Annotated in this window: 1 protein-coding gene; it reads right to left on the bottom strand. The window is 44.7% G+C overall.

Features of this window, described 5'->3' with window-relative positions; all coding sequences use genetic code 11:
• Positions 1-267: 267 nt before the first annotated feature.
• Positions 268-604 (bottom strand): hypothetical protein (locus ASC50_RS03280; RefSeq protein WP_226995368.1); only part of this gene is annotated, 337 nt, incomplete at its 5' end.

Below are 604 nucleotides of genomic sequence, written 5' to 3' on the forward strand. Positions count from 1 at the left end.
ATGAATAGTTGATCAGGATTTATTCATCCTCAAAAATATTTAGCCTGAATTTTGTCCACTTGAAACAAACGGCTCTTTTTTAGCCTGAATTTTGTCCATTACACCTTGATTGTCGGCATATCCCAACCCCACCCTACGGGGTAACAGACGGGAGCAAAATTGCAGGTTTCACTGAATTTTGGTGCGTTTGCCCTGATAAATAGGGTGCACACAAAAAGCTGCTCTCTTTTTTTGAGAGCAGCCTCTTTTGCGCTTTTTTTGCCTTGCTTATTCTTTTGTGAAGCGAATATCGGCAAAATAGAAGACGAGCATTGACCATGCCGGAGTTAGTTCGCAGCCCGGATTGATGGCTATTAAGCGGTTGTGCGTGCCTACGGAATTGGAGAGGTCAAAGGTGATGGTAGCCCATTGCTGCAAGTCACCATCCGGAATCTCATATTGATTTGAGTTCCACAGCTGTTGCCCTGAAGAGGGAGAAGGATTATTGCCGGGATGACCCCACAGATTATTCATCGGGCGAATCCATATCTTTTGGTAGTTCTCCAACCAGCCTGCGAGTGCACTCTTTGCAGGTGCATAGACCGACATCTTCAAATATTTATAC

It is taken from the genome of Candidatus Symbiothrix dinenymphae, from assembly GCF_001431085.1.